Consider the following 26,287-nt stretch of genomic DNA (forward strand, 5'->3'; position numbering starts at 1 on the left):
CCATGACCGTACGAACCGACCCCCACCTCGCGCTGATCCGGCCGGTCCAGCCACTGACCCCCGAAGGGTGTCAAGAGTGTCTGCTGCTCGGCTCCCCGTGGGTCCACCTCAGGCTCTGCCTGACCTGCGGCCACGTCGGCTGCTGCGATTCGTCGCCGAACCGGCACGCGCGCCGTCACGCCGCCGCCGACGGCCATCCGATCGTGGCGTCACTGGAGCCCGGCGAGGACTGGCGGTGGTGCTTCGTCCACGAGGCGTTCGTGTGATGCCCGGCGACGAGACGCGGCCAAGCCCGGCGCCTGTGCCGGACGAGGCGGAGAAGAGCGTCCCCTTCGAGACCGCCGACATCTACGGCGCCTATCCCCGCCTGCCGGACGACCAGCTGGCCCGCCTGGCGCAGCATGGCCGGCGGCGCGCGGTCGACGCCGGTGACGTGCTGATCCGGGAGGGGGAGCGGTGCGAGACGTTCTACGTCGTCCTCAGTGGCTCGGTCGCCGTCGTCGAGGGCTACGGCACGCCCGGTGAACGCCTGCTACGTGTGCATGGCCCTGGTCGATTCATCGGCGAACTCGGCCTGCTGTACGGGCAGGTGGCCTTCTACACCGCGATGGTCAGGGACCCCGGCGAGGTCCTCGCGCTGTCCATGGATCAGCTGCGTCACCTGGTGACCCGGGACTCCACGCTTGGTGATGTGGTGCTGCGCGCCTGCCTGGGCCGCCGTGCCCTGCTCGTCGGGCAGGGAGCCGGTTTCCGCATCATCGGCTCGCGCTATTCGCCCGATACCCGGCGGCTGCGCGAGTTCGCCGCCCGCAACCGGCTGCCGCACCGCTGGATCGATCTGGAGACCGACGAGGAGGCCGAGGAACTGCTGCGCCGCTTCGGCGTCGGCCCGGAGGAGACCCCGCTCGTCATCTGGCGGGACACCACTCTGTTGCGCAACCCCAGCAACGCGGAACTGGCCCGGCTCATGGGCCTGCCGTCGCTACCTGCCGGAAACCATCACGGCGATCTCCTGATCGTCGGCTCCGGACCCGCTGGTCTCGCAGCCGCGGTGAACGCCGCCTCGGAGGGCCTCGGCACGACCGTGGTCGAGGCCATGGCCAGCGGCGGCCAGGCCGCCACGTCGTCCCGCATCGAGAATCTGCTCGGCTTTCCCTCCGGCATCTCCGGCGCCGAACTCGCCGAACGCGCTGTGCTCCAGACCGACAAGTTCGGCGCCAGGATCAGCGTCCCGGCGGAGGCGGCTCGGCTCGAACGGCGGGACGGGCACTACGCCGTCGGGTTCGCCGACGGCAGCGAGATCACCGCCCGTACCGTCGTCCTGGCCACCGGCGCTCGCTACCGCCGCCTCCAGGTGCCCGGCATCGAACGCCTGGAGGGAACGAGCGTCCACTACTCGGCGACCGTCTACGAGGCCCAGCAGTGCCGCACCGACCCGGTGGCCGTCGTCGGCGGAGGCAACTCCGCGGGCCAGGCCGTGCTCTTCCTGGCCGGGTACGCACCGCAGGTGAATCTGCTCGTCCGTGGGCCGAGCCTCGAGGCGCACATGTCCCGCTACCTGATCGATCAGGTCGAGCGCCACCCGCGGGTGCGCGTGCTGCTGCACACGGAGATGACCGAGGCACTCGGCGACAAGGAGCTGGAGGCGGTCACCGTGGTCGACCACCGTACGGGCGAGCATCGCCACCTCGCGGTGCGGGCCCTGTTCGTCTTCACCGGCGCCGACCCCCACACCGAGTGGCTGTCCGGCGCGCTCGCCCTCGACGCGCGCGGCTTCGTGCTCACCGGCGCGGAGGCGCAGGCCTGCTCCGTCCCCGAACTGTGGCAGAGCCTGGGCCGCGACTGCCTGACGTTGGAGACCAGCCTGCCTGGCGTCTTCGCCGCCGGCGACGTCCGCAGCGGCTCGGTGAAACGCGTGGCCTCCGCGGTCGGCGAAGGCGCGATGAGCATCCACTTCGTGCACCGCTACCTGGGCCACACGGCCGCGCCCGGTGGCACCGACAGCTCCCCGCACACCCGTCCGAAGGAGTCCGCCTGGCTCGCATGACACTCAGCGGGCGACGAGATCACGAGTCTGTGGGCCGATCAGCCTGGAGGGCTGGGGCTCGCCCTCTGCTCCAGCAGCCGGCGGATACCCGCCGCGGTCTCGGCCGGCTCACCGACCAGGACCGCTTTCGGCAGCACCTGGACCTTTCGGCAGCACCTGGACGTGGACGAGCCCCCGCGGCAGTCGGCAGGTCGCTGCGGCAGCCGAGGAAGCAGAACGCGCTGACGCTGTTCGGCTGTGGTCTGCACCGCCTGTTCCGGTCGCCGCCACTCACAGCAGGAGGTCGAAGACGGCTCGAGCCTCGTCCCAGTGCTGGGTCTGGGGGTTTTTCAGGTCGGGGTGGAGGATCTTGAAGCCCTGGGCAAGGGCCAGGCTGAGTCCGCCGATGATGTCCGGATAGGCCGCCTCGGTCTCCTCATCGGGCGTGCGGTCCAGAGCGGGATGGGTGGCGAGCTGTTCCAGGATCGGCTTGAGTTCTACTTCCTGGTCGATCTTCCGGAAGTGGTGAATGCTCTCCTGCAGGCCTTTCGTGATCGGCAGGTCACAGGTCCGGATGATGTCGCGCCCGTTGGCCTTGGCAGTGGCCTGGGCGACGGTCAGCAGATCGTAGAGCTTGGCGTCGACGAAGTCGCTGTAGCGCTTGAGATCGTTCTTGTCGACGTTCAGTCCTGCGGCCGCGCGAAAGAACCTCTCGAACCTGGCGATGGACATCACGGTCATGACGGCAACCTCCGGCTGCGGGAGCCGGGTGGCTCCCGGCCCATGGGCTTCCCAGCCAGCCTGGCCGACGGGGGCGCGCGAACGCATGCGCACGTCGGGCCCAATTGGCCTCCCTGTATTGCCCTGCCAGGCCCATGCGTCCGACTGCCTGGGTTGTCGGACGGGCGTGCGGACCGACAGCAGGGCCAGAGAGCGTTCGGGAGAGGCCGGTGAGCAGCAGCCAGGGCCGGTTGACGCGGCCCATCCCGCCCACCGGCCGCCCCTACGCCGGGCAGGACGTAGCGCTGTACCTCGCAGGCGGTCTGGATTTTCTGGGAAGACGAGGAGATCTGGCCGTACCGCCTGCACCTGCTGGCGGGGGCCGGTGTGTCACGCGGCGTCGACGTTACCTCGGCGGCGTCTGTGGGCACTTGGGATCGCGGGGCAGCCGACGAGGAGGGTCCAGTCATGCGAGTGTCGTCTCAGGGCGTTACGGTCGTGGCTCTCCTGGCGGATCCGGACACGCCGACGGAGATCGCGCAGCACATGGCCCGGACACTTTCTGCTCGGCTCGCCGACAAGTCGGGCCAGGGGCGACGGTTCGACGTCGAGGTGGTCAGTGAGCCCTTCACGTCGGGGACGGAGGACCCGCCCACCCTGATGCGCCGGATCATGGACCGTGGGAGTGCGGAGAACTGGGACATCATCGTGGCCCTCACCGACCTTCCGCTGCACTTACACGGCCGCAGGCTCGCTGTGAACCTGAATCACGAACACGGCTTGGCGCTGCTCTCTCTTCCTTCACTCGGAGGCCTGCGGCTGCAGACGAGGGCCCGACGGGCCGTCGAAGAAGCCGTGCTCGGCTTGGCGGGGCCGCATACCACTGAGGCTGAAGGACCTCCGCGAAGTCAGCCGCTTCTGGGGCCCTCCGCCAATCGTCTCGCGCCTGTTCATCCGGGCCCAACCGGTGAGAAGGAGACCGACGATCTTCGGTACGTCGTCAGCGGGCCGCGCGGTTACCTGCGGGTGCTCGTCGGTATGGTCCGCGCCAACCGGCCGTGGCGGTTGGTGCCGGGCTTGTCGAAAGCCCTGGCGGCCGCACTCGCCACAGGAGCAGTCGCCACCGTGAACTCCACCGTCTGGAGCCTGGCCGCGTCCCTCAGCACGCCACGCCTCGTGATCGCCACGGTCGGATCTGTCGCGCTCATGATCGGCTGGCTGATCATAGACGCGGAGCTGTGGCATCGATCAGCAGAGAGCTCGCCGGAGGCGAGGCAGAGGGCGCGGCTCTACAACGCCTCGACGGTCGTGACCGTGGGAATCGGGGTGCTCGTCTGCTACGTGGGTTTGATGGTCATCAACTGGGTGTGGGCGCTGTTCATCCTCAACGACCAAGCGTTCGCTTCCGTGACACGAACCCCCCTGGACGCCGAGGAGTACTTCACGCTGTCCTGGTTCGTCGCTTCGGTCGCCACCGTGGGCGGCGCGCTGGGATCAGGCTTGGAGAGCGATGATGCGATCCGGGCAGCCGCCTACTCCAAGCGCGAACAGGAACGTCGTCACATGCTCCAAGACCACGGTGACCAGCCCTCGAAGTGAACCGATTACCGGCACCACCAGCAGGGGGACGAGGCGGACCGACGCGGCCGGACGAAAGGGGAAGGTGCCGGATGCGGGAACCTCGCCGACGACCGGTGGCCAGGGGCCTGTACATCCCGTAATCGTGCTCAGTCGGGTCTCCGTCGTCCCCGTCGTCCCCGCCGGACAGCCGGTTGCCCCGGTCCGCCGACTGGTGGACCCCAGCACGCTCCGTCTCGTCGTCAATCGGAGGAACCTCACTGCACCGCAGCCCGGGGCCGGGCCCGCGACAGGCACCGCCCCGAAGGGCCCGGCCGCCCTGCCGCAGCCCCGGTCCGGCTCGGCCGTCCCTCAGCAGCGCACCTCCGCGCGTCCCTGCACGACCGTGGAGCAGGAGAACGGCGCCGGTCACCGTACGGATCATCCTGGAGCCGCTGAAGCACCTGCCCCACCGGCCCGGCGCCACGACTGCCATGACAGCTGTCACAGTGATGGCAGCGACGCGAGACCGCGATGCGGAATCGCGCCCTACCGTGAAAGTCCTGGTGCCAACCAGCGAGCCCGGTCACACTGCCGGTATGACTGGCGACCGCACGGGTGATCCAGGGCTGTTCACGCCTTCCTCGGTGACCTGGCAGATGCACGGCGACCCCATGATGTGGATCGCCGGCATCCGCGCCCTCTACCTCCAGGCCCTGCACCCGCGCGCGGTGCGCGGCGTCATCCAGAACAGCGACTTCCGGCGCGACGCCTGGGGCCGGCTCATGCGCACGGCGAACTTCGTGGGTACGACCACGTACGGCACCACGGAGGCCGCCGAGAAGGCGGGCGCCCGCGTCCGGAAGATCCACAGCATGCTGTCCGCCACCGACCCGGACACGGGAGAGCGGTACGGAGTCGACGAACCCGAACTGCTGCTGTGGGTGCACTGCGCCGAGATCGACTCGTATCTGCACGTGCTGCGCCGCTCCGGGTTCCCGCTCACCGACGCCCAGGCCGACCGCTACCTCGACGAACACCGCGTCAGCGCCCGCCTGGTGGGACTCGACCCCGACGCCGTCCCCGGAAACCGGGCCGACATGGAGGCGTACTTCGAGAAGGTGCGCCCCGACCTCGCCGCCGGACCCGGCGCACGCGAGGTGGACGACTTCCTGCGCCGCCCGCCGATCCACCCGCTCCTCGTCCCGGCGCGCGAGGTGCTGTGGCGGCGCGTGGCGCGTCTGGCGTACGCCTCCCTGCCGCCGTACGCCCACGAGCTGTACGGCAGACCCGCACCGCAACCGGCTGTCGTCACCCGCCAGTTGCGTGCCACGGGCACCCTGCTGCGCAGCGTTCCCGCACGTCTGCGCTGGCAGCTCCCGCCCAAACACATCCTGCGCGCCATGGCCCGGCTGGGTCCCGAGGCCCGCCCGGCACCGTACAAAGTCGGGTGATAGGCCGCCATACTGGACGGGCCAGGGGAGGGCGCGACGGTGACGGGGCGGCGGTAGGGGATGGCGGACACCAGGCTGATCCAGGGCCGGTACCGGCTGCTCGATCTGATCGGGCGCGGCGGTATGGGCGAGGTGTGGCGCGCGCGGGACGAGTCGCTGGGCCGACAGGTCGCCGTCAAGTGCCTCAAGCCGCTGGGGCCGCAGCGCGACCAGGCGTTCACCCGCGTCCTGCGGGAGCGGTTCCGCCGCGAGGCCCGGGTGGCCGCCGCGCTCCAGCACCGCGGGGTGACCGTCGTGCACGACTTCGGCGAGTCCGACGGCATCCTGTTCCTGGTGATGGAGCTGCTGGAGGGCCGCAACCTGAGTCAGCTCCTGGAGGACAACAAGCACCATCCGCTGCCCGTGGCCGACGTCGTCGAGATCGCCGACCAGGTCGCCGCCGCCCTCGCCTACACGCACCAGCAGGGCATCGTGCACCGCGACCTCAAGCCCGCCAACATCATGCGGCTCACCGACGGCACGGTGAAGATCTGCGACTTCGGCATCGCCCGCCTCGGCCACGACATCGGCTTCACCTCCCGCCTCACCGGCACCGGCATCGCCATGGGCACCCCGCACTACATGTCACCGGAGCAGATCAGCGGCACCGAGGTCGACCAGCGCAGCGACCTCTACTCGCTCGGGTGCGTGCTGTACGAGATCGCCACGGGCGCACCGCCGTTCGACCTCGACGACCCCTGGGCGATCCTCGTCGGCCACCGCGACACCCCGCCCCGTCCGCCGCGCAGCCACCGCTCCGAGCTGCCCGTCTACCTGGAGAAGGTCATCCTCGACCTGCTGGCCAAGCTCCCCGAGGAACGCCCGAGCGACGGGCGCGAGCTGGGCCGCAGGATCGGCCTGGGCCGTACGACACCGGCGTACGTGCCGACCGTGGTCACGCCCCAGCCCGACTTCCGCCCGCCCGAACGGGCCGCGCGCGAACCCCGCCTGCCGTCCTGGACGCGGGGCATGACCACCGGTCACAAGGCGACCGGCGCCGGACTGCCCGCCACCGCGCCGGACGCCGGCGCGGCCCTCACCGGCGAGTGGATCCCCCGCCCGCCGTCTGACAGCGCTCAGCCGCCCGGCACTCCCGAGGAACCGACCGCCCCACCCCCGCAGACCCTCACCGCGCTGGCCGGACGTCACAACGCCGGCCTCAGCCTGGGGCGGCTCGGCCGTTGGGCCGAGGCCGGCGAGGTGCACCGCGCGGTCGCCGCCGAACGCGAGCGACTCCTCGGCTCCGACCACCCCGACACCCTCGCCAGCCGCTACGAGGTCGCCTTCACCCTCAGTCGCACCGGCCGCGCCGCGGACGCGCTGCGCGAGTACAAGCACGTGGCCGCCGCCCGCATCCGGGCGTTGGGCGCCGATCACCCGGACACGCTCGCCGTCCGTCAGGAAATGGCGTACGTACTCGGCCAGTTGGGCCGCCACGAGGACGCCCACAAGGTGTACGTGTCGGTGCTGGCGGCCCGGGAGAACCTGACGGGGCCCGACCACCCCGACACCCTGCGCTGCCGGCACAACCTCGCCTTCAACCTCAGCAGGCTCGGCCGCCACGAGGAGTCGTACCGCATGGCGTGCGAGGTGGCCGCGGCCCGCACCCGGGTCCTGGGCCCCGAGCACCCGGACACCCTCGTCACCCGTTACGAAGTGGCCTACGCGCTGGGCCAGTTGGGTCGCTGGCAGGAGGCGCTGCGGACCTACCGCGAGGTCGCCGCTGCCCGCGCCCAGGCCCTGGGCCCCGACCACCCGGACACCCTCGCCGCCCGCTACGAGATCGGCATCAGCCTCGGCCGGCTGGGCCGCAGCTCGGAGGCACTGCGGCTGTACCGCGAGCTGATCGACGACCGCACCCGCGTCCACGGCCCCGCCCACCCCGAGACCCTCCGCGCCCGCCACGGCCTCGGCGTCAACCTCGGCCGCCTCGAACGCTGGGAGGAGGCCCTCGCCGAATCCCGCGACGTGTGCGCGATCCGCGAGCGCGTCCTGGGCGCCGAGCACCCCGACACCCTCGTCAGCCGACGCGAGGTCGCCGTCGGCCTCGGCTGGCTCGGCCGCTGGGCCGACGCCCTCACCGAGTACCGCCGCGTCGCCACGGCCCGCGAACGCGTCCTCGGCCCCGACCACCCCGACACCCTCTCCAGCCGCAACGACGAGGCCCACTGCCTGGAACAGCTCGGCCGTGGACCGGAGGCGGTCGAGCTGTACCGCAAGGTCGCGGAGCGGCGGCAGCGGGCGGCGGGCGAGGGCTGAGGGGAGCGCGTGGCCCCATGAGTGCAGCCCGCGCGGGGTGCCTGCGCCGTACTCGGTCATCAGGGTGAGTACGGCCTCGACCTGCCCAACGGCGACGACACCACCGAACGCATCGGCGCCGCCCTGAACACCCCCATGGACCTTTCCCGGCGCGACCCCATCGCCGGCACCCCCTGGCACAAGCACGTTCCCGCCCGAACCCAGGTCCTCCCCGCCTGACGCGCACCTTTCCACCCTGGGCCCGGCACCGTCCTCGCGCTCAGCCCCACCCCATCTCGGTGTACAACCGACCGTTCCGGATCCCGTCGATCGCCGCCCGCGTGTACGTCACCGTCGGCTCCGGCAGGGCGTCCGCGGGCCACCAGCCCCAGCCGACGCACTTGTCCGGCTCCAGTACCTGCGGCTCGCCCTGCCAACGTCGCGCACGGAAGACGAGCTGGAGCCGCGGGCGTGTGCCGGGGCCCTGGGAGAGGTGGACGGCGTGCACGAACTCGACGTCCGCGGCGTCGACGCGCAGGCCCGCCTCCTCCTGGGCCTCGCGGACGAGACAGGCGACGGCGGACTCCTGCTCGCAGTGACCGGCCAGGAAGTGGTGCTGCAGCGGGGCGAAGGCCGAGTCGGGATGGCGCAGCCCGAGCAGGACCTCGCCGTCGCGCTCCAGGTACAGGTGAACGCCGAGGACGTTCGGAACGGTCTCCCCGCCGCTGCTCGAACAGGCCGGCGCAGCGACCGTACCGTCGGCCCGGTGCCGGGCGATGACCTCCGCGGCCCAGGGCGCCATCGTCAGCTGTGCGGTGGTCGCGGCGTCGAAGAAGGCGAACATGATGCCCTCGGTCACCGGCAGCCGCGAGGGGTCGCCGTCCCAGCGGCCCAGGAACACCGTGATGTGGTTCTGGAAGACCGTGTAGGGGACGAGCCCTTCGACGCGGAGCCCGGTCTCCTCCAGCAACTCGCGGGCGATCGCCTCCGCGGGCGTCTCGGTGCCCTCGCGGGCGCCTCCGGGCAGGGACCAGGTTCCCGGATCGCAGATGGGCCTGTGCGCGTCGCGCAGATGGAGAAGGTACTGGCCACGCCGGTTGACCAGCAGCGCGGCGGTCTGGGTGGGTTCGGGGAGTTCGCTCGTCACCAGGACAGTGAACACGGGCCGCTCGGCGTGGCGGGCCGGAACGCCGGATCCGCCGCCGTCCGCCGGGCCTGTCTCTGGCCGATCGAGATCACCCCGTGTTACGAAGAACCATGCCTGCACTCGAGGGACACCGCGCTTACGACGCCGTCATCGTCGGCGGCGGCCACAACGGCCTCGTCGCCGCCGCCTACCTCGCCCGGGCCGGACGGTCCGTGCTGGTGCTGGAGCGGCTGGACCACACCGGGGGCGCCGCCGTCTCCACCCGCCCCTTCGCCGGCGTCGACGCCCGGCTGTCGCGATACTCGTACCTGGTCAGCCTGCTGCCGAAGAAGATCGTGCGGGACCTGGGCCTGGACTTCCGCGTCCGCGGCCGCACGATCTCCTCGTACACCCCCGTCGAGCGCGGGGGCGGGCCCACCGGACTTCTCGTGGGCGGCGGCGAACGGCGCACCCGCGAGGCGTTCGCCCGGCTGACCGGCGGCGAGCGCGAGTACGCGGCCTGGCAGCGCTTCTACGACCGGACGGGCCGCGTGGCCCAGCGGGTGTTCCCCACCCTCACCGAGCCGCTGCCCACCCGGGACGAGCTGCGCCGCCGCATCGACGACGAGGACACCTGGCGAGCGCTCTTCGAGGAACCCATCGGCGTCGCCATCGAGGAGCACTTCACCGACGACCTGGTCCGGGGCGTGGTGCTCACCGACGCCCTCATCGGCACCTTCGCCGACGCGCACGACGCCTCCCTCAAGCAGAACCGCTGCTTCCTCTACCACGTCATCGGCGGCGGCACCGGCGCCTGGGACGTCCCCGTCGGCGGCATGGGCGCCCTGACCGACGCCCTGGCCGACGCCGCGCGCGCCGCGGGTGCCGTCCTGGCCACCGGACACGAGGCCGTACGGATCGACACCGACGGCACGACCGCCGAGGTCGCCTACCGGACGGCCGGCACGGAGGGCACCGTCGCCGCCCGGCGCGTCCTGGTGAACGCCTCGCCGCAGCACCTCGCGGCCCTCACCGGCGACGCACCGCCCACGCCCGCCGAGGGCGCCCAGCTCAAGGTGAACATGCTGCTGAAGCGGCTGCCCAGGCTGCGGGACACCTCCGTCGACCCGCGCGAGGCCTTCGCCGGCACCTTCCACGTCGCCGAGGGCTACGACCAGCTCGCCACCGCCCACGCCCAGGCCGCAGCCGGCGAACTGCCGGCCGCCCCGCCCTCGGAGATCTACTGCCACTCACTCACCGACCCGACGATCCTCGGCCCGGAGCTGATCGAACAGGGCCACCAGACGCTGACGTTGTTCGGCCTTCACACACCCGCCCGCCTCTTTGCACAGGACAACGACGCCGTACGCGAGGAACTGCTGAAGCTCACCCTCGCCCAGCTCGACGCCCACCTCGCCGAACCCCTCGCCGACTGCCTCGCCACCGACGCCGACGGCCGCCCCTGCATCGAGGCGAAGACCCCGCTGGACCTGGAGCGCGACCTGCGGCTGCCCGGCGGCAACATCTTCCACCGCGACCTGTCCTGGCCGTACGCCCAGGAGGGTACGGGCCGTTGGGGCGTGGAGACCCGGCACGCGAACGTGCTGCTGTGCGGGGCCGGGGCGGTGCGCGGGGGAGGGGTGAGCGGGGTGCCGGGGCACAACGCGGCGATGGCGGTGCTGGAGGGGGTCGGCGGCTGACGGATCGCATACGCGGGTGGCCGACGACAAGGTCGTCAGCCATAAAATCTGACGGAGCATCAGAATATCTCTTCCGTCGTCCGGACGGCTGCGGCATCCTGCGCCCATGCAGACGGAGCTGAGCAACCAACTCGGAGTCGAGCACGCCGTCTTCGGCTTCACGCCGTTCCCCGCCGTCGCCGCGGCCATCAGCCGGGCCGGCGGTTTCGGAGTGCTCGGCGCGGTCCGCTACACCGCCCCCGACGAACTCAAACGCGACCTCGACTGGATCGAGGCGCACATCGACGGGCGGCCGTACGGCCTTGACGTCGTCATGCCCGCCAAGAAGGTCGAGGGCGTCAGCGAGGCCGACGTCGAGGCGATGATCCCCGAGCCGCACCGGGAGTTCGTCCGGGACACCCTCGCCAAGCACGGCGTGCCCGAGCTGGCCGAGGGCGAGGCGTCGGGCTGGCGCATCACCGGCTGGATGGAGCAGGTCGCCCGCACACAGATCGACGTGGCCTTCGACTACCCGATCCGGCTGCTCGCCAACGCCCTCGGCTCACCCCCCGCCGACGTCGTGGCCCGCGCCCACGACCGGGGCGTCCTCGTCGCCGCCCTCGCCGGGAGCGCCCGGCACGCCCGCAAGCATCAGGAAGCCGGCATCGACATCGTCGTGGCGCAGGGGTACGAGGCCGGCGGGCACACCGGTGAGATCGCCTCCATGGTGCTCACTCCCGAAGTCGTCGAGGCCGTGGACCCGCTGCCGGTCCTGGCCGCGGGCGGCATCGGCAGCGGGCAGCAGGTCGCCGCCGCCCTCGCCCTCGGCGCCCAGGGCGTCTGGCTCGGCTCCGTCTGGCTCACCACCACCGAGGCCGACCTGCACTCGCCGGCCCTGACCCGCAAGCTGCTCGCCGCCGGCTCCGGCGACACCGTGCGCTCCCGCGCCCTCACCGGGAAGCCCGCCCGCCAGCTGCGCACCGAGTGGACCGACGCCTGGGACGACCCGGACGGCCCCGGGACCCTCCCCATGCCCCTCCAGGGGCTGCTCGTCGCGGAGGCCGTCTCCCGCATCCAGAAGTACGAGGTCGAGCCGCTGCTCGGCACCCCCGTCGGCCAGATCGTCGGCCGGATGAACAGCGAACGCAGTGTCCAGGCCGTCTTCGACGACCTCACCCGAGGCTTCGAACGAGCCGTCGACCGCGTCAACCGCATCGCCGGAAGGAGCGGCCAGTGACGAGCACGAGCACACCCCCCGCCGGTTTCTGGGCCCAGGCCACTCAGGACCCCGACCGCACGGTCCTGGTCGCCCCCGACGGCGAGCAGTGGACCGCCGGACGCCTGCACGCCGCCGCCAACCGGCTCGTCCACGGCCTGCGCGCCGCCGGGCTCGAACGCGGTGACGCCTTCGCCGTCGTCCTGCCCAACGGTGTCGAGTTCCTGACCGCCTACCTGGCCGCCACCCAGGCCGGGTTCTACCTCGTCCCCGTCAACCACCACCTCGTGGGGCCCGAGATCGCCTGGATCGTCTCCGACTCCGGCGCCAAGGTGCTCCTCGCCCACGAACGCTTCGCCGACGCGGCCCGCCGGGCCGCCGACGAGGCGGGCCTGCCGGCCGGCCACCGGTACGCGGTCGGCACGGTCGAGGGCTTCCTTCCGTACGCCCGACTCCTCGACGGGCAGCCGGAGTCGGCACCCGCCGACCGCACCCTCGGCTGGGTCATGAACTACACCTCGGGCACCACAGGCCGCCCCCGCGGCATCCGGCGCCCGCTGCCCGGCAAGCTCCCCGAGGAGGCCTACCTCGGCGGCTTCCTCGGCATCTTCGGCATCAAGCCGTTCGACGACAACGTGCACCTGGTCTGCTCGCCGCTCTACCACACGGCCGTCCTCCAGTTCGCGGGCGCGTCCCTGCACATCGGCCACCGCCTGGCCCTGATGGACAAGTGGACGCCCGAGGAGATGCTCCGGCTTATCGACGCCCACAAGTGCACGCACACCCACATGGTCCCGACCCAGTTCCACCGCCTGCTGGCGCTGCCGGACGACACCAGGGCGCGCTACGACGTCACGTCCATGCGCCACGCCATCCATGGCGCCGCCCCCTGCCCCGACCACGTGAAGCGGGCCATGCTCGACTGGTGGGGCCCCTGCGTGGAGGAGTACTACGCCGCCAGCGAGGGCGGTGGCGCCTTCGCGACGGCGGAGGACTGGCTGAAGAAGCCGGGCACGGTCGGAAAGGCCTGGCCCATCAGCGAGTTGGCGATCTTCGACGACGACGGCAACCGTCTGCCGCCCGGTGAACTCGGCACCGTCTACATGAGGATGACGACCGGCGGCTTCGCCTACCACAAGGACGAGGCGAAGACGAGGAAGAACCGCATCGGCGACTTCTTCACCGTCGGCGACCTGGGGATCCTCGACGAGGACGGCTACCTCTTCCTCCGTGACCGGAAGATCGACATGATCATCTCCGGTGGCGTGAACATCTACCCGGCGGAGATCGAGTCCGCCCTCCTCTCCCACCCCGCCGTCGCCGACGCCGCCGCCTTCGGCATCCCGCACGACGACTGGGGCGAGGAGGTCAAGGCCGTCGTCGAACCCGCCCCCGGCCACGAACCCGGCGCCGCCCTCGCCACCGCCCTCCTCGACCACTGCGCCGAACACCTCGCCGGCTACAAACGCCCCAAGAGCATCGACTTCACCCCGGAGATGCCCCGCGACCCCAACGGCAAGCTGTACAAGCGACGCCTGCGCGAGCCGTACTGGGAAGGCCACGAGCGCGCCCTGTGACGCCGGGGCCAGACACATCCCGCGGCCCGCCGCCCTGACGACGGCGGGCCGACGCCCCGACTACGAGCGCACCCGGACCACCCGCAGCGCCGGCGACGACAGGATGTCCTTCTCGCAGAACCGGGACGTCACCCACCTCCCGGTCGAGAACAACCGGGTCTGGTCGCTGTAGTGGGACGAGTTCGGGTTCGACGACTGGGAGTACGTCAGCACCGTACGGGCCACCGGACAGCGACTGCGGTCGAAGCCCACGGCCTGCACATAGCTGGAGCCGGTCGTCACCTCCGTGTAGCCGCCGCCCGCCGGGTTCCACACCGGCTCGACCTTGTTCCACACACCGAGCGACTCCGTGCCGCCCGGGACGGGTATGCGCGGCCCGTTCCGCACGACGAACTGGTGGGCGCCGAGCGGGGCGTCGAGGGGAATGCCCGCCGCACGCAGTTCGGCGACCGCGTCCGCGAGAGCCGTAGCGAAGGCGGGGGCGGTGGTGTCGAGCGTATTCGGGGTGTGCACGGGGGCCGCGGCCGAGAACGGCACCCGCCACAGTGGTGAGGCGGCCAGTCTGCGCCAGAAGCGGTCGAAGAGCAGGGCGCCCCGACTGTCGGTGTTCGCTGTGCGCTCCCAGCCCGCGAGCACCCCGCACGCCTCGCGCACGTCGACGGCCGTGCCTCCGCTGCCCGTTGCCGTACCGCCCGGCAGGGCCGCGCACGCCTTCGCCGCGTCCGCCGCGACCAGATCACCCGCCGGCACCCGGTCGGCGTACTGCTGCGCCTGGAGATCCCGTACGGTCAGACCACCGCGCCGGGCCATCGCCGCCACGTCCTCGAGCGCGCCCCGCGTCCGCAGGGAGCGCGCGGTCCCGATCGTGCCGAAGATCCGCTCGTACCCCGTCAGCGGCCGCTCCACGTTGGCCAGCCAGGCGCTGTCGTTGGAGTTCTCCGCGTACGGCGCGTCCCGCAGCACCGGCATCTTCGCGGGCCCGAAGATCCCCGGCTGCACGGCGTCGGCGTCGCTGCCGAGTGCGCAGTCCCCGCGTGATCCGTCCAGGACGGCCAGCCCCGAGGAGGGGTAGGTGGCCTTGCCGAGCGGTGTGGAGCAGCGCTGGGCCAGCTCGTCGGTGATGCGGGGCAGCACCTGGGACTGGGTGAACAGCGTGTGGCCGCGCGAGTCGGCGGCGACGGTGTTGACCCACGGCAGGCCCTGCGTGCGGCGCAGGGAGTCCAGGACGCCGTCCGTGTCCCGGGCGGTGGCGAAGCCGAGGGAGGTGTCGGAGGCGCGGAGGTTCCTCACGTTGGGGTCGTCGAGCGCGTACGCCGTCGTGTTCGTCCAGGGGAGGGGCAGGGTGGCGCCGAGTGAGGTGACCACCGGGCCGTAGCGCGTCCACCACTGGGTGCGGGTCACCGACGTGCCGTCCTTCGCGGGGACGGTGACGGTCCGACGGGTCATCCGTTCCGGCGCGCCGTCGACCAGGTAGACCGTCGGGTCGGACGCATCCAGTGTCAGCTGGTGGAGGTCGAGGGTGACGCCCGTGGCGACCGTGTGGCTCCAGGCCACGCGGTCGTTGTGGCCGATGCACACCGTCGCCGTGCCGAGCAGCGCGCCGCCCGACACGTTGAGCTTGCCCGGGATGGTCTGCTGCATCTGCCAGAAACGGCGGCCGCCCTGCCAGGGGTAGTGCGGGTTGCCGAGCAGCAGCCCGCGACCGTTCGCCGTGGTGGAGCCACCGAAGGCGACGGCGTTGGAGCCCATGTCGGAGGTGTCGGCGGCCAGCAGCTCACGGGCGGCACGGGCGGTCCTCCCGGCATCGGGCCCACCCGTGACCGTCGTCGTGGGCGGCTGCGCGGCCGTGATGCCGTCCACTCCCCGGCCCTGACCGCCGAGGACGGCCAGCGCGTAGGTGCGCGCGGCGACGTCGGTGGCCGTGACGGGGCGTACCCAGGCGGCGCCCGCGCAGGCGGGATCGGTGATCCGGTGCTGCCGCAGCCAGGCGTTGTACCCGGCGGCGAAGCCACGCATGAGGTCCTTCGACGCCCGGCTCGGCCCGGCCGGCGCGGGTTCGGCGAGCAGCCGCTCCACCGTGCCCGCCTCCCGCACCCCGCGGAAGTAGAGGTCGCTGGAGAGGTTCTTCGTCGCGGAGGAGAGCGAGAAGTCGGGCGCCGCGTCGGGCCCGAAGAAGCGTGACCGCTCGCCGCGCACGGTCACGAAACCGTCGGCGAGCGCGCACACCTGGTCGGCGGCCTGCGCCCAGCCGGTGCCGAAGCCGAGGTCCGCGTAGTCGCGGGCGACGATGTGCGGGATGCCGTACTCGGTGTAGCGGATGACGGCGGACAGTCCGCCGTGCGCGGGACGTTCCTGTCGCTGGTCCAGCCGGTCCTGCCTTTCGCTTGCGGCCGCGGGCAGGGTGGCCATGGCGGTCAGCAGGGCGACGGCCGTGACGACGAGGCGTCTGAAGCGGGTGCGCATCGTGCCTCCCAACGTCGTTGAGGGAAGGGGCGGTTGAGCGTACCAACGGGTATGTGCCCTCGGCCCGGTTGCTTGACCTCGTTCTTCGGCCGACCGAGGATCATGTGTCATGACGCCTGGACACGGCAGTACGGTTGACGGGGTGCTGCGCCGCAGCGCCCGCCGCACCCCGGCGCGCGTCGCGGTCGAGCACCGCGACCGCTCCTGGACGTACGAGGAACTCGACGACGCCGTCTCGCGTGCGGCGAGCCTGCTGCTCGCCCAGGGACTCACCCCCGGCGACCGGGTCGGCGCCTACGGCCACAACTCCGACGCCTACCTCATCGGCTTCCTCGCCTGCGCCCGCGCGGGCCTGGTCCATGTGCCGGTCAACCAGAACCTCACCGGCGACGACCTCGCGTACATCGTCGGCCAGTCGGGGAGCACGCTGGTCCTGACCGACCCGGACCTCGCCGGGCGGCTGCCCGACGGCGTTCGTACGCTGCCGCTGCGCGACGCCGACGACTCGCTGCTGGCGCGGCTGGCCGCCACCCCGCCGTACGACGGCCCCGAGCCGCGCAGCGAGGACCTGGTACAGCTGCTGTACACCTCGGGTACGACGGCCCTGCCCAAGGGCGCGATGATGACGCACCGGTCGCTGGTCCACGAGTACCTGAGCGCGATCACGGCGCTCGACCTGAGCGCGGGGGACCGGCCGGCGCACGCGCTGCCGCTGTACCACTCGGCGCAGATGCATGTGTTCCTGCTGCCCTACCTCGCGGTCGGCGCCACGAACATCATCCTCGACGCGCCCGACGGCGACCGGCTCTTCGACCTGATCGAGGCGGACCGCGTGGACAGCCTCTTCGCCCCGCCGACGGTGTGGATCGGTCTGTCGAACCGCCCCGACTTCACCACCCGTGACCTGAGCGGCCTGCGCAAGGCGTACTACGGGGCGTCGATCATGCCGGTGCCGGTCCTCGAACGGCTCCGGGAGCGGCTGCCGAAGCTCGGCTTCTACAACTGCTTCGGCCAGAGCGAGATCGGCCCGCTGGCGACGGTCCTCGCCCCCGACGAGCACAAGGGCCGCATGGACTCCTGCGGCCGCACCGTCCTGTTCGTGGACGCCCGGGTGGTCGACGAGAACGGCGAGGACGTTCCCGACGGCACCCCCGGCGAGATCGTCTACCGCTCCCCGCAGCTCTGCGAGGGGTACTGGGACAAGCCCGAGGAGACCGCCGAGGCCTTCCGCGACGGCTGGTTCCACTCCGGGGACCTCGCGGTCCGCGACGCGCACGGGTACTTCACCATCGTCGACCGGGTCAAGGACGTCATCAACTCCGGCGGCGTCCTGGTCGCCTCACGCCAGGTCGAGGACGCCCTCTACACCCACGACTCCGTCGCCGAGGTCGCCGTCATCGGTCTCCCCGACGAGAAGTGGATCGAGTCCGTCACGGCGGTCGTCGTCCCCCGCGGCGAGGTGACGGAGACCGAACTGATCGGCCACGCGCGCGAGAAGCTCGCCGCCTTCAAGGCACCGAAGCGGGTCGTCTTCGTGGACGAACTGCCCCGCAACGCGAGCGGGAAGATCCTCAAGCGCGAGCTGCGGGACCGGTTCGGGTCATGACTCCCGGGGGCGCTCGTCCACGATCCGCCTGATCTTGCCCACCGACCGCTCCAGGGACTCCGGTTCGACGATCTCGACGCCGACCGAGACACCGATGCCGTCCTTCACGGCCGCCGCGATGGCGTGGGCGGCCGCGTCGCGGGTCTCGGCGGGGGCGTCCGGGCGGGCCTCCGCGCGGACGGTGAGCGTGTCGAGGCGGGCCTCGCGGGTGAGGCGGAGCTGGAAGTGGGGGGCCACGCCCGGGGTGCGCAGCACGATCTCCTCGATCTGGGTGGGGAAGAGGTTCACCCCACGCAGGATCACCATGTCGTCGCTGCGGCCGGTGATCTTCCGCATCCGCCGGAAGACCCGCGCCGTGCCCGGCAGCAGGCGTGTCAGGTCGCGGGTCCGGTACCGGACGACCGGCATGGCCTCCTTGGTGAGCGAGGTGAAGACCAGTTCCCCCTCCTCGCCCTCGGGCAGCGCCTCCCCGGTGACCGGGTCGACGACCTCCGGGAAGAAGTGGTCCTCCCAGATGTGCAGACCGTCCTTCGTCTCCACGCACTCCTGGGCGACACCCGGACCGATCACCTCCGACAGGCCGTATATGTCGACCGCGTCGATCGCGAACCGCTCCTCGATCTCCTCGCGCATCCGCTCGGTCCACGGCTCCGCGCCGAAGACGCCCACGCGCAGCGAGGTGCCGCGCGGATCGACGCCCTGCCGTTCGAACTCGTCGAGCAGGGTGAGCATGTAGGACGGGGTCACCATGATGATGCCGGGCTTCAGGTCCTGGATCAGCTGCACCTGGCGGGCCGTCATTCCGCCGGACGCGGGGATCACCGTACAGCCGAGGCGTTCGGCGCCGTAGTGGGCGCCCAGACCGCCGGTGAACAAGCCATAGCCGTACGCCACATGCACCGTGTCCCCGGGCCGGCCCCCCGCCGCGCGGATCGAACGGGCCACCATGTCGGCCCACATCGACAGGTCGGCCTCCGTGTACCCGACCACCGTGGGGCGCCCGGTCGTCCCGCTCGACGCGTGAATCCGACGGACCCGCTCCCGGGGGACAGCGAACATCCCGTACGGGTAGTTCTCCCGCAGGTCCGCCTTGGTCGTGAAGGGGAACCTGGCCAGGTCCTCCAGGGTGCGGCAGTCGTCGGGACGGAACCCTGCCTTGTCGAAGGACGCCCGGTAGAACGGCACGTTGACGTAGGCGTGCCGCAACGAGGCGCGCAGCCGCTCCAGTTGCAGCGCGCGCAACGCCGCCATGTCGAGCCGTTCCCCCGCGTCCAGCAGGTCCGTCGCCTCCGCCATGGGGCCTCTCCCTTGTCAACCACGTCAATACGGACGACCGAGCATTCGGTCGAGGTGCTCGGGATCAGTAGTTCAGGCCGACCGGCGACGGTGCAAGAGGTAGGTTCCCGGTGTGTCGCCCAAGGCGCCGTTCGTCTGCGGAAGGCGGGTCGGGCCGGTCGGAAGGACGGACTGTGGAACTAGGCGAGCTGCAGAGCCGCGATGCGGATCCATGATCTCTTTATCGTGTTGCCCGCGCCGTCTGTGCGAGTCGATGATCGGAGCCATGCCGACGTTCACCGCACCCGACGGAACCGCACTCGCCTACCAGGTCCGGGGCCAGGGAGAGCCCCTCGTCGTTCTGCCCGGAGGGCCCATGCTGGCCTCCCGCTACCTCGGAGACCTCGGTGGGTTGACCGCCCACCGCACGCTGATCCTTCTCGACCTGCGGGGCACAGGGGACTCGGCAATGCCCGAGGATCCGGCGACGTACCGGTGCGACCGGCTGGTCGACGACGTGGAGGCGCTGCGCGTCCATCTGGGGCTGGAGCGGATGGACGTGCTCGCGCACTCCGCGGGTGGCAGCCTCGCGATGCTGTACGCGGCGCGGTATCCGCGGCGGGTGGCACGGCTGGTGCTCGTCACCGCCATCCCGTGGGCACTGGGGCTGCCGGCGAGCGCCGAGGACCGGCTGCTCGCTGCCCGTCTGCGCAAGGACGAGCCGTGGTTCGAGGAGGCGTTTCCGGCGTTCGAGGCATGGCTCTTGGCGGACGCCGACTTCGACCCGGCGTTCGTGCCGTTCTTCTACGGCCGCTGGGACGACGCCGCCCGTGAGCACAATGCCCGCGCCGACGAGGGGTACAACGAAGCCGCCGCCGACCTGTACGGGTCCGCCGGCGCCTACGACCCGCCCGCGACCCGTGCCGCGCTCGCCGGTGTCACCGCCCCTGTCCTCGTGTTCGCGGGCGGAATCGACGGAGGCCCCAGCCCCGACCTCGCCCGACGCGCCGCCGACGCCTTCCCGAACGCCGAGTTCGCTGTGCAGCCCGGGGCGGGGCACTACCCCTGGCTGGACGACCCGGAGTGGTTCGCCGGGCGGATCGCCGCGTTCCTGGACGCCCACTAAGGGCTGTCCCGTAATCCCTGGCGGGCGTGCGACGACAGCTACGGCACCTCGCCGCGTTGTCGGGACGTCCGCATACATCCAGTATGCGGACGTCCCTCCGCCTTGCGATGCACCGCATCTGACGCCGCACGCTGATCCACCAGGGATTACGGGACAGCCCTTAGGGCAGATAAGTGCGGGTGACGTCCCGCGGAGCGTGGCGCATGTCGACGAACTCCGACTGCTGCAGCATCCGCACCCGGCAACCTGGAGCGCGCCATGGCGGCGGGCGCCATCCGGGGAGCGCTGAGGCGTGCAGGCCCGGGGGTGTCACCCCTGTGCCGCCACCGCCACCTCCCGCGCCCACCGGTAGTCCGCCTTGCCGCTCGGTGAGCGGCGGATGGTGTCGGTGATCACCAGCTGGCGCGGGATCTTGTAGCCGGCGAGCCGGGTGCGGCAGTGGGTCTGGATGTCCTCCAGGGACGGCCGTGGCGCGCCCCCGCGCAACTGGATCACGGCCGTGACGTGGTTGCCCCAGGTCGGGTCCGGCACCCCGGCGACCAGCGCGTCGTACACGTCCGGGTGGGACTTGAGTGCCTGCTCGACCTCCTCCGGGTACACTTTCTCGCCCCCGGTGTTGATGCACTGAGAGCCCCGGCCGAGGACGGTGACCACGCCGTCCTTGTCGACGGTCGCCATGTCGCCGAGCAGCACCCACCGTTCGCCGTCCTTCTCGAAGAAGGTCTCGGCGGTCTTCACGGGGTCGTTGTAGTAGCCGAGCGGCACGTGGCCGCACTGCGCGACACGGCCCACCTCGCCCACCCCGATCGGCTCGTGCGTCGCCGGATCGACCACCTGCGTACGGGAGTTGACGCGGATGCGGAAGCCGCGCTCGGGCCCGGCGTCCTCGGTCGCCGTGCCGTTGAAGCCGGACTCGGAGGACCCGAAGTTGTTGAGCAGCATGACGTTCGGGACGAGGGCGAGGAACTGTCTGCGGACCGTGTCCGACATCATCGCGCCCGACGACGAGACGCTGAACAGGGACGAGCAGTCCGTGCCCTTCATCGGGCCGCCGAGCGCGTCGATGAGCGGCCGCAGCATCGCGTCGCCCACCAGCGACATGGCGGTGACCTTCTCCTTCGCGATGGTCCGCAACACTTCCTCCGCCACGAACTTACGGTGGATCACGACCCGTTGACCGAAGTTGAAGCCGATGAACGCCGTCAGGGTGGAGGTGCCGTGCATCAGCGGGGGAGTGGGGAAGAAGGTGATCCCCGACCCGCCCGACGCCACGCGCTCGGCCAGTTCCTCCGGTTTCTTCACCGGCTCCCCGGTCGGCGCACCGCCACCCAACCCCGCGAAGAAGAGGTCCTCCTGACGCCACATCACGCCCTTGGGCATGCCGGTCGTACCGCCGGTGTAGATGATGAACTGGTCGTCGCCGGAACGAGCCGGGAACCCCCGCTCGGGCGACCCCTCGGCCTCGGCCCCCTCGAAGGGCAGGCCGAGCGCTCCCGCCCCTCCCACCCGCAGCAGATGCCGCAGCTTCGGCGCCCTGGGCAGCACCGCCGCCACCCGGTCCGTGAACTCCGCGTCGAAGACCAGCGCCGCCAGATCCGCGTCCCGATAAAGGTAGACCAACTCCTCCTCGACGTACCGGTAGTTGACGTTGACCGGGACGATCCGCGCCTTCAGGCAGCCGAGTACGGTCTGCAGATACTCCACGCCGTTGTAGAGATGGAGCCCCAGGTGCTCGCCGGGGCGTATCCCGGCATCGAGGAGATGATGGCCGACGCGGTTCGCGGCCGCGTCCAACTCGGCATAGGCCAGACGGCGTTCGGCCCCGGTGCCGGGATGGTCGACGTAGACGAGTGCCTCGCGGTCCGGGATCACGTCCACGACCGACTCGAACAGGTCGGCAAGGTTGTACTCCACCGCTCCTCCTGACCTCGGACGGCCTGCTCCTCGACGGTTCGCCGGTCATCAGAGCAAAGGGCGCCGCAAGTGTGAAGGGCTCGCGCCAAGAAATCTGACTGTCTGTCAGAAAACCCTTGAAGTGCCACTCCGCCTACTGCAACCTGTTCTCGTTCTGTCAGAGGGGAGATGGGCATGGGCGGGACCGAACACCTCACCGTGCAGCGCGAAGGCGCCACACTGGTGCTCACACTCAACAGGCCCGAGGCCAGGAACGCGCTCTCGTTGCCGATGCTCGTCGGCCTCTACGACGGCTGGCTCGAGGCCGACGAGGACGACGCCGTCCGCTCGATCGTGCTCACCGGCTCCGGCGGCGCCTTCTGCGCCGGCATGGACCTCAAGGCCCTGGCCGGAAAGGGCATGGAAGGGCAGGGATACCGGGCCCGGCTCGACGCCGACCCCGACCTGCACTGGAAGGCGATGCTGCGCCATCACCGGCCCCGCAAGCCGGTGATCGCCGCCGTCGAGGGGTACTGCGTCGCGGGCGGCACCGAAATCCTCCAGGGCACCGACATCCGGGTCGCGGGCGAGTCCGCGACCTTCGGCCTGTTCGAGGTCAGGCGCGGCCTGTTCCCGATCGGCGGCTCCACCGTCCGCCTCCAGCGCCAGATCCCGCGCACCCACGCCCTGGAGATGCTCCTCACCGGACGCCCCTACAGCGCCCGGGAGGCCGCCGACATCGGCCTCGTGGGACACGTCGTCCCGGACGGCACCGCGCTCGCGAAGGCCCTGGAGATCGCCGAGCGGATCAACGCCTGCGGCCCGCTGGCCGTCGAGGCCGTCAAGGCGTCCGTGTACGACACCGCCGAGATGACGGAGACCGACGGCCTCGCCTCCGAACTCAAGCGCGGCTGGCCGATCTTCGACACCGCCGACGCCAAGGAAGGCGCCCGCGCCTTCGCGGAGAAACGGCCGGCCGTCTACCGGAGGGAATGACGCTCCGCCGGAGGGGCGGTTCGGACGTGCGGGCCGTCCGTGGCCGGTCGCGCCCACACGGCGGAGCCGCAGATGTCACAGTCCTGCGCCCCTCGGGCGCGCTTCCACCGACCTCCCCCAGGAGGCAAGCACCCCATGCCCGAAGTCCTGAAAGCTCCCCTCGTCGTGGAGTTCCCCTTCACCCGATCCCTCGGCCCCGTCCAGAGCGCCTTCCTGACCGGCCTGCGTGAATGCGTCGTCCTCGGTGTACGGACCACCGACGACCGCGTCCTCGTCCCGCCCGTCGAGTACGACCCCGTCACCGCCGACGAACTGCGCGACCTGGTCGAAGTCGCCCCCACCGGCACTGTCACCACCTGGGCCTGGAACCACGCCCCCCGCCGTGGTCAGCCCCTCGACACACCGTTCGCCTGGGTCCTCGTCCGCCTAGACGGAGCCGACACCGCCCTCCTGCACGCCCTCGACGCCCCCGGCCCCGAAGCCGTCCACACCGGTATGCGCGTCCGCGTCCGCTGGGCCGAGGACCGCGCCGGCGCCATCACGGACATCGCCTGCTTCGAGCCGTACGACGGCGAGGCGGCCCGACCCGGCGGACACGCAGGGGAGTTCGAGGACCCGGTGACCGGCATCGTCGCCCACGCCCGCCTCGACTACACCTACTCGCCCGGCCGCGCCCAGTCCGCCTACATCCACGCCCTAGCCGACCAACGCACCGTAGGCGAACGCTGCCCCTCCTGCCACAAGGTGTACGTCCCACCCCGCGGCGCCTGCCCCACCTGCGGCGTGGCCACCGCGGAGCAGGTCGAGGTCGGCCCGCGCGGCACCGTCACCACGTTCTGCATCGTCAACATCAAGGCGAAGAACCTCGACATCGAAGTCCCCTACGTCTACGCCCACATCGCCCTCGACGGAGCCGACCTCGCGCTGCACGGCCGTATCGGCGGCATCCCGTACGACGAGGTGCGCATGGGCCTGCGCGTCGAGCCGGTGTGGACGCAGGGCGGCCGCTACCCGGACCACTACCGGCCGACCGGCGAGCCCGACGCGGACTACGAGACGTACAAGGAGCTGCTGTGACCCGGGAGATCGCCGTCGTGGCCTTCGCGCAGACGGACACCCTGCGCACCACCGAGGAGCACTCCGAAGTGGAGATGCTCATGCCGGTCCTGCACGACGTGCTGGAACAGACCGGTCTCAAGACCGCCGACATCGGCTTCACCTGCTCCGGCTCATGCGACTACCTGGCCGGCCGCGCCTTCTCGTTCACCCTCGCCCTGGACGGCGTCGGCGCCTGGCCGCCGATCTCCGAGTCCCACGTCGAGATGGACGGCGCATGGGCGCTGTACGAGGCGTGGACGAAGCTGCTGACGGGGGACGCCGACACCGCGCTGGTGTACTCGTACGGCAAGTCCTCGCCCGGGTCCGTACGGGACGTGCTCACCCGCCAACTCGACCCCTACTACGTGGCCCCGCTGTGGCCCGACTCAGTCGCCCTCGCCGCCCTCCAGGCGCAGACCCTGATCGACGCGGGCGACACCGACGAGCCCGCCCTCGCCACCATCGCCGCCCGCAGTCGCGCCACCGACAACCCGCACGCGCAGCTGCGGGGCCCGGTGCCGCAGGGGGAGTACCTCGTACGGCCCCTGCGCACCGGCGACTGCCCGCCCGTCGGCGACGGCGCGGCGGCCGTGATCCTCGCGGCCGGGGACCGGGCACGCGAACTGTGCGCGCGGCCGGCCTGGATCCGGGGCGTCGACCACCGCGTCGAGGCCCACTCGCTCGGCGTCCGCGACCTCACCGACTCGCCCTCCGCCCGCCTGGCCGCCGAACGGGCCGGCGCCTTCGAACGGCCCGTGGACACCGCCGAGTTGCACGCGCCGTTCACCGCGCAGGAGGTAGTCCTGCGCAAGGCCCTCGCGCTCGACGACAGCGTACGGATCAATCCGTCCGGCGGCGCTCTGGCCGCCAACCCGATGATGGCCGCGGGCCTCGCCCGCATCGGCGAGGCAGCCGTGCGCATCCACCGGGGCGAGTCCGACCGCGCCCTCGCCCACGCCACCTCCGGCCCGTGCCTGCAACAGAACCTGGTCGCCGTACTCGAAGGGGATCCGCGATGAGCAAGGAGCCCGTGGCCGTCGTCGGTATCGGCCAGACCAAGCACGTGGCGGCCCGCAGGGACGTGTCCATCGCCGGACTGGTCCGGGAGGCCGCCCGACACGCCCTCGACGACGCCGAGTTGACCTGGGCCGACATCGACGCCGTCGTCATCGGCAAGGCGCCCGACTTCTTCGAGGGCGTCATGATGCCCGAGCTCTACCTCGCCGACGCGCTCGGCGCGGTGGGCAAGCCGATGCTGCGCGTGCACACGGCCGGCTCGGTCGGCGGCTCGACCGCGCTGGTCGCCGCCAACCTGGTCGCCGCCCGTGTCCACGGGACCGTACTGACGTTGGCCTTCGAAAAGCAGTCCGAGTCCAACGCCATGTGGGGCCTGTCCCTGCCGATCCCCTTCCAACAGCCGCTCCTCGCCGGCGCGGGCGGCTTCTTCGCCCCGCATGTGCGCGCCTACATGCGGCGCAGCGGCGCCCCCGACACGGTCGGCTCGCTGGTCGCGTACAAGGACCGGCGCAACGCCCTGAAGAACCCCTACGCCCATCTGCACGAGCACGACATCACCCTGGCGAAGGTCCAGGCCTCGCCCATGCTCTGGGACCCCATCCGCTACTCCGAGACCTGCCCCTCCTCCGACGGCGCCTGCGCGATGGTCCTCACCGACCGCGCCGGAGCCGCCCGCGCCCCGCGCCGACCCGCCTGGATGCTCGGCGGCGCCATGCGCAGCGAGCCGACCCTCTTCGCCGGCAAGGACTTCGTCTCGCCGCGGGCCGGCCAGGACTGCGCCGCCGACGTGTACCGGCAGGCCGGCATCGCCGACCCACGCCGGGACATCGACGCCGTCGAGATGTACGTGCCGTTCTCCTGGTACGAGCCCATGTGGCTGGAGAACCTCGGCTTCGCCGACGAGGGCGAGGGCTGGAAGCTCACCGAGGCCGGCGTGACCGAGCTGGACGGGGACCTGCCCGTCAACATGTCGGGGGGTGTCCTGTCGACCAACCCCATCGGGGCCTCCGGCATGATCCGGTTCGCGGAGGCGGCGCTCCAGGTGCGGGGACAGGCCGGAGACCATCAGGTGGACGGCGCCAGGCGGGTCCTCGGGCACGCCTACGGCGGCGGATCGCAGTTCTTCTCCATGTGGCTGGTGGGTTCCGAACCCCCCACCTCCTGAAGGTCCCCCTTGTGTG

At 71.5% G+C, this 26,287-nt stretch carries 20 protein-coding genes; 15 read left to right on the forward strand and 5 right to left on the reverse strand.

Translation table 11 applies throughout. The annotated features are described in order from the left end of the window. Positions 1 to 2: 2 nt before the first annotated feature. Positions 3 to 266 carry a UBP-type zinc finger domain-containing protein gene (locus tag ACGFNV_RS34325; protein ID WP_361235495.1) on the forward strand — a complete coding sequence of 88 codons (264 nt, stop codon included), beginning with the start codon at positions 3 to 5 and terminating at the stop codon, positions 264 to 266. Next, a complete protein-coding gene (locus tag ACGFNV_RS34330; RefSeq protein ID WP_393627924.1) occupies positions 266 to 2,047 on the forward strand; it encodes an FAD-dependent oxidoreductase in 1,782 nt (593 codons plus the stop codon). The genes ACGFNV_RS34325 and ACGFNV_RS34330 overlap by 1 nt, the downstream gene beginning before the upstream one ends. A gap of 270 nt (positions 2,048 to 2,317) precedes the next feature. Here the strand turns inward: ACGFNV_RS34330 and ACGFNV_RS34335 are convergent, their stop codons facing one another. Then, a complete protein-coding gene (locus ACGFNV_RS34335) occupies positions 2,318 to 2,767 on the reverse strand; it encodes a DUF1931 family protein (RefSeq protein ID WP_393627926.1) in 450 nt (149 codons plus the stop codon). Between the two features lie 477 nt (positions 2,768 to 3,244). Here ACGFNV_RS34335 and ACGFNV_RS34340 point away from each other — a divergent pair, with 477 nt between their 5' ends. The 4 genes from ACGFNV_RS34340 to ACGFNV_RS34355 all read left to right on the forward strand — a co-directional run bounded on the left by ACGFNV_RS34340 (position 3,245) and on the right by ACGFNV_RS34355 (position 8,274). Then, entirely contained in the window at positions 3,245 to 4,345 is a 1,101-nt protein-coding gene (locus ACGFNV_RS34340; protein ID WP_393627927.1) for a hypothetical protein, read from the forward strand. Positions 4,346 to 4,902: 557 nt separating this feature from the next. Beyond that, positions 4,903 to 5,757, forward strand: coding sequence for an oxygenase MpaB family protein (locus ACGFNV_RS34345; protein ID WP_393627928.1), 855 nt, complete (start codon positions 4,903 to 4,905; stop codon positions 5,755 to 5,757). A 60-nt stretch (positions 5,758 to 5,817) separates the two neighbouring features. After that, positions 5,818 to 8,055, forward strand: a complete 2,238-nt coding sequence (locus ACGFNV_RS34350; protein WP_393627930.1) for a tetratricopeptide repeat protein — start codon at positions 5,818 to 5,820, stop codon at positions 8,053 to 8,055. A 21-nt stretch (positions 8,056 to 8,076) separates the two neighbouring features. Continuing rightward, positions 8,077 to 8,274, forward strand: a complete 198-nt coding sequence (locus ACGFNV_RS34355) for a hypothetical protein (RefSeq protein ID WP_393627932.1) — start codon at positions 8,077 to 8,079, stop codon at positions 8,272 to 8,274. A 40-nt stretch (positions 8,275 to 8,314) separates the two neighbouring features. Here ACGFNV_RS34355 and ACGFNV_RS34360 read toward each other — a convergent pair whose 3' ends face one another. Continuing rightward, a complete protein-coding gene (locus ACGFNV_RS34360) occupies positions 8,315 to 9,181 on the reverse strand; it encodes an NUDIX domain-containing protein (protein ID WP_393627933.1) in 867 nt (288 codons plus the stop codon). Between the two features lie 110 nt (positions 9,182 to 9,291). On the opposite strand from ACGFNV_RS34360, the gene ACGFNV_RS34365 reads away from it, so the two are divergent. The 3 genes from ACGFNV_RS34365 to ACGFNV_RS34375 all read left to right on the forward strand — a co-directional run bounded on the left by ACGFNV_RS34365 (position 9,292) and on the right by ACGFNV_RS34375 (position 13,632). Next, on the forward strand, positions 9,292 to 10,860 hold the full coding sequence (locus ACGFNV_RS34365) for a phytoene desaturase family protein (protein WP_393627935.1): 1,569 nt from the start codon (positions 9,292 to 9,294) through the stop codon (positions 10,858 to 10,860). Between the two features lie 106 nt (positions 10,861 to 10,966). Next, positions 10,967 to 12,076 (forward strand): NAD(P)H-dependent flavin oxidoreductase, encoded by a 1,110-nt coding sequence (locus tag ACGFNV_RS34370; protein WP_393627936.1) that lies wholly within the window; start codon positions 10,967 to 10,969, stop codon positions 12,074 to 12,076. Further along, positions 12,073 to 13,632 (forward strand): acyl-CoA synthetase, encoded by a 1,560-nt coding sequence (locus ACGFNV_RS34375; protein WP_393627937.1) that lies wholly within the window; start codon positions 12,073 to 12,075, stop codon positions 13,630 to 13,632. The genes ACGFNV_RS34370 and ACGFNV_RS34375 overlap by 4 nt, the downstream gene beginning before the upstream one ends. A 60-nt stretch (positions 13,633 to 13,692) precedes the next feature. Here ACGFNV_RS34375 and ACGFNV_RS34380 read toward each other — a convergent pair whose 3' ends face one another. Then, positions 13,693 to 16,095 carry a penicillin acylase family protein gene (locus tag ACGFNV_RS34380; protein WP_393627939.1) on the reverse strand — a complete coding sequence of 801 codons (2,403 nt, stop codon included), beginning with the start codon at positions 16,093 to 16,095 and terminating at the stop codon, positions 13,693 to 13,695. A gap of 109 nt (positions 16,096 to 16,204) precedes the next feature. On the opposite strand from ACGFNV_RS34380, the gene ACGFNV_RS34385 reads away from it, so the two are divergent. Further along, positions 16,205 to 17,701, forward strand: coding sequence for an acyl-CoA synthetase (locus ACGFNV_RS34385; protein WP_393627940.1), 1,497 nt, complete (start codon positions 16,205 to 16,207; stop codon positions 17,699 to 17,701). On the opposite strand, the gene paaK is transcribed toward ACGFNV_RS34385, so the two are convergent. Further along, on the reverse strand, positions 17,696 to 18,997 hold the full coding sequence (paaK, locus tag ACGFNV_RS34390; protein WP_393627942.1) for a phenylacetate--CoA ligase PaaK: 1,302 nt from the start codon (positions 18,995 to 18,997) through the stop codon (positions 17,696 to 17,698). The two genes, ACGFNV_RS34385 and paaK, sit on opposite strands and share 6 nt — an antisense overlap. 265 nt (positions 18,998 to 19,262) lie before the next feature. On the opposite strand from paaK, the gene ACGFNV_RS34395 reads away from it, so the two are divergent. Beyond that, positions 19,263 to 20,102, forward strand: coding sequence for an alpha/beta fold hydrolase (locus ACGFNV_RS34395; RefSeq protein WP_393627944.1), 840 nt, complete (start codon positions 19,263 to 19,265; stop codon positions 20,100 to 20,102). 309 nt (positions 20,103 to 20,411) lie between these two features. On the opposite strand, the gene ACGFNV_RS34400 is transcribed toward ACGFNV_RS34395, so the two are convergent. Then, positions 20,412 to 22,016, reverse strand: coding sequence for an acyl-CoA synthetase (locus tag ACGFNV_RS34400; RefSeq protein WP_393627945.1), 1,605 nt, complete (start codon positions 22,014 to 22,016; stop codon positions 20,412 to 20,414). A gap of 174 nt (positions 22,017 to 22,190) precedes the next feature. On the opposite strand from ACGFNV_RS34400, the gene ACGFNV_RS34405 reads away from it, so the two are divergent. From ACGFNV_RS34405 to ACGFNV_RS34420, 4 genes are all read left to right on the forward strand, one after another. Continuing rightward, positions 22,191 to 22,991, forward strand: coding sequence for a crotonase/enoyl-CoA hydratase family protein (locus ACGFNV_RS34405; RefSeq protein ID WP_393627947.1), 801 nt, complete (start codon positions 22,191 to 22,193; stop codon positions 22,989 to 22,991). Between the two features lie 135 nt (positions 22,992 to 23,126). Continuing rightward, the gene (locus tag ACGFNV_RS34410) at positions 23,127 to 24,068 is read left to right on the forward strand and encodes a Zn-ribbon domain-containing OB-fold protein (protein WP_393627949.1); all 942 of its coding nucleotides are present in this window, start codon (positions 23,127 to 23,129) and stop codon (positions 24,066 to 24,068) included. Next, positions 24,065 to 25,108: a thiolase domain-containing protein gene (locus ACGFNV_RS34415; RefSeq protein ID WP_393627950.1), complete on the forward strand. Its 1,044-nt coding sequence runs from the start codon at positions 24,065 to 24,067 to the stop codon at positions 25,106 to 25,108. Before ACGFNV_RS34410 ends, ACGFNV_RS34415 begins: the two co-directional genes overlap by 4 nt. Next, positions 25,105 to 26,271, forward strand: a complete 1,167-nt coding sequence (locus tag ACGFNV_RS34420; RefSeq protein ID WP_393627952.1) for a thiolase domain-containing protein — start codon at positions 25,105 to 25,107, stop codon at positions 26,269 to 26,271. The genes ACGFNV_RS34415 and ACGFNV_RS34420 overlap by 4 nt, the downstream gene beginning before the upstream one ends. Positions 26,272 to 26,287 lie beyond the last annotated feature (16 nt).

Source organism: Streptomyces sp. NPDC048751, assembly GCF_043198595.1.
In the GTDB taxonomy this organism is placed as follows: domain Bacteria; phylum Actinomycetota; class Actinomycetes; order Streptomycetales; family Streptomycetaceae; genus Streptomyces.

Bases quoted from the DNA above. Each gene is read 5' to 3' on its own strand.
- ACGFNV_RS34335 (WP_393627926.1), bottom strand. From the start codon at position 2,767: ATGACCGTGATGTCCATCGCCAGGTTCGAGAGGTTCTTTCGCGCGGCC.
- ACGFNV_RS34395 (WP_393627944.1), top strand. From the start codon at position 19,263: ATGCCGACGTTCACCGCACCCGACGGAACCGCACTCGCCTACCAGGTC.
- ACGFNV_RS34350 (WP_393627930.1), top strand. From the start codon at position 5,818: ATGGCGGACACCAGGCTGATCCAGGGCCGGTACCGGCTGCTCGATCTG.
- ACGFNV_RS34345 (WP_393627928.1), top strand. From the start codon at position 4,903: ATGACTGGCGACCGCACGGGTGATCCAGGGCTGTTCACGCCTTCCTCG.
- ACGFNV_RS34330 (WP_393627924.1), top strand. From the start codon at position 266: ATGCCCGGCGACGAGACGCGGCCAAGCCCGGCGCCTGTGCCGGACGAG.
- ACGFNV_RS34420 (WP_393627952.1), top strand. From the start codon at position 25,105: ATGAGCAAGGAGCCCGTGGCCGTCGTCGGTATCGGCCAGACCAAGCAC.
- ACGFNV_RS34385 (WP_393627940.1), top strand. From the start codon at position 16,205: ATGACGCCTGGACACGGCAGTACGGTTGACGGGGTGCTGCGCCGCAGC.
- ACGFNV_RS34325 (WP_361235495.1), top strand. From the start codon at position 3: ATGACCGTACGAACCGACCCCCACCTCGCGCTGATCCGGCCGGTCCAG.
- ACGFNV_RS34380 (WP_393627939.1), bottom strand. From the start codon at position 16,095: ATGCGCACCCGCTTCAGACGCCTCGTCGTCACGGCCGTCGCCCTGCTG.
- ACGFNV_RS34370 (WP_393627936.1), top strand. From the start codon at position 10,967: ATGCAGACGGAGCTGAGCAACCAACTCGGAGTCGAGCACGCCGTCTTC.
- ACGFNV_RS34405 (WP_393627947.1), top strand. From the start codon at position 22,191: ATGGGCGGGACCGAACACCTCACCGTGCAGCGCGAAGGCGCCACACTG.
- paaK (WP_393627942.1), bottom strand. From the start codon at position 18,997: ATGGCGGAGGCGACGGACCTGCTGGACGCGGGGGAACGGCTCGACATG.
- ACGFNV_RS34410 (WP_393627949.1), top strand. From the start codon at position 23,127: ATGCCCGAAGTCCTGAAAGCTCCCCTCGTCGTGGAGTTCCCCTTCACC.
- ACGFNV_RS34365 (WP_393627935.1), top strand. From the start codon at position 9,292: ATGCCTGCACTCGAGGGACACCGCGCTTACGACGCCGTCATCGTCGGC.